3 protein-coding genes and 1 pseudogene are annotated in these 1900 nt (G+C 29.4%); all 4 read left to right on the top strand.

All coding sequences use genetic code 11. The features are described 5' to 3' along the window. Positions 1–21: 21 nt before the first annotated feature. Positions 22–153 (top strand): annotated as a pseudogene (locus AB1349_14015) (IS607 family transposase). Then, positions 119–1267 carry a transposase gene (locus AB1349_14010; GenBank protein MEW6558441.1) on the top strand — a complete coding sequence of 383 codons (1149 nt, stop codon included), beginning with the start codon at positions 119–121 and terminating at the stop codon, positions 1265–1267. Before AB1349_14015 ends, AB1349_14010 begins: the two are co-directional and overlap by 35 nt. Positions 1268–1457: 190 nt before the next feature. Beyond that, positions 1458–1697 (top strand): hypothetical protein, encoded by a 240-nt coding sequence (locus AB1349_14005; protein MEW6558440.1) that lies wholly within the window; start codon positions 1458–1460, stop codon positions 1695–1697. Further along, positions 1697–1900 (top strand): hypothetical protein (locus AB1349_14000; protein ID MEW6558439.1); only part of this gene is annotated, 204 nt, incomplete at its 3' end. The genes AB1349_14005 and AB1349_14000, both read left to right, overlap by 1 nt.

The raw sequence follows: 1900 nt of genomic DNA, 5'->3' as shown, positions 1-1900 counted from the left end.
TAAGATTAATGTTATAATTTTGTAGAAGATATTGTTGGGATAATGACTTTATTTAGTTGTAAATTACAGGGCAAAAAAGCTAATAAAGGTAAACAGATGATCAGGGAGTTGATTTCTGATGATAACAGGAGTCAAAGTCAGGTTAATTCCTGATAAAGAGCAAGAGAAATTATTGTGGCAGTCATCCGGTACGGCAAGATGGGCATACAATTGGTGTTTGGATAAGCAAATTAATAATTATAAAAATGGTGGTAAATTTATACCGGATGGAGTAATGAGGAAAGAATTGACTGAATTAAAGAAATCCGAAGAGTATAAATGGTTAAATAATATATCTGCACAAATCCCAAAACAGGCGATAAAAGACTGTTGCAATGCTTTTAAGAAATTTTTTAATAAGGAGTCAAACTTCCCTAAATTTAAGAGTAGAAAGAAGTCAATACCATCTTTCTATAATGATACTCATAAATTATCAGTAAAAGAAACATCAGTTCTTATAGAAAAAGTAGGATGGATTGAATTGTCGGAAGACAATAGAATTCCGGTAAAATCAGATAAGATAAAATATTATAATCCGAGGATAACTCATGATGGGAAATACTGGTATATATCTGCAGGTATTGATGAGAAAGCTGATAGTCAGGAATTATCTGATAAATCTATAGGAATCGATGTGGGAATTAGTTCTCTGGCTATATGCAGTAATGGTATGAAATTTAAGAACATTAATAAGACTAAAAAGGTTAAGAAACTAAAAAAGAAGTTAAAAAGATTTCAAAGACAGGTGTCAAGGAAATATTTAATCAATAAGGAAGGAGAGAAGTTCGCCAAAACTAATAATATTATAAAACTTGAAAGAAAGATAAAATTGCTTCATAGGAGATTGAAGAATATAAGAAATAATTATATTCATCAGTCAACTTCTACGATAGTGAAAACCAAACCTCGTAGAATAATTATGGAAACATTAAATATCTCCGGTATGATGAAGAATAAACATTTATCTAAAGCAATACAGGAACAATGTTTATATAAGTTTAAAGAAACGTTAAGATATAAATGTGAGAAATATGGAATACAATTTGTTGAAGCAGATAAATTTTATCCATCATCAAAAATGTGTTCTCATTGCGGATATATCAGAAAAGACTTAAAGTTATCCGACAGAACTTATATATGTCCTGAATGTGGGCTTGTTATAGATAGAGATTATAATGCTTCCATAAATTTAGAACACTATGAAGTGCCTGTAACACAATCATCTTAAAAGATAGTTACAGGATGTAGGATGCGTTGTATCCGACTTTAAGCCTGTGGAATACTATATCAAACATGATTAGCTTCGGCAAAAGTGGGTATGATGAAGCAGGAATAAAACAAAGTTTTATAACTTTTTATAAGATTTTGGCAACGGTTGGAAAATGTCCATATTTGAAATGATAGCACAGGATCTTCAAATGAATACGGAAGAGCTTTTGAAAGAAAGCTTAAAAGTCTATCTAATTCAAAGGTTATATAAAATAGAGTCGGAACTTTTCCTATTAAGAAAGAAATATGGAGTAAAGGATATGGAAGAGTTTAATAAAAAAGTTAGCCATGGTATTTTGAGTGAAGAAAAATCATATGATGACTATTTTTTGTTTGACAATCTTCAGGATGATAGAAATAAAATAATGAAATTTTTGGAACAATTCTAATGACGAATATAAATGAAATACAAAAAATTACAGAAATTGAATTTTCCCATATGATTAAATCTACATTCTTAATGAATTATAAATTGAGAATTATCTTACTAAATGATTCTTTTATAGATGTGAACCTATCAAAAGCTTTACCTGATAAATTTGGTTTTCACTGGGAAACAATGGATAAAGACGGAAAAATATACAGATACGAT

This window comes from Elusimicrobiota bacterium (genome assembly GCA_040757695.1).
GTDB lineage: Bacteria > Elusimicrobiota > UBA8919 > UBA8919 > UBA8919 > JBFLWK01.
The sequence above is the reverse complement of the archived record's forward strand: the minus strand, read 5'-3'. Positions and strand labels throughout refer to the sequence as shown.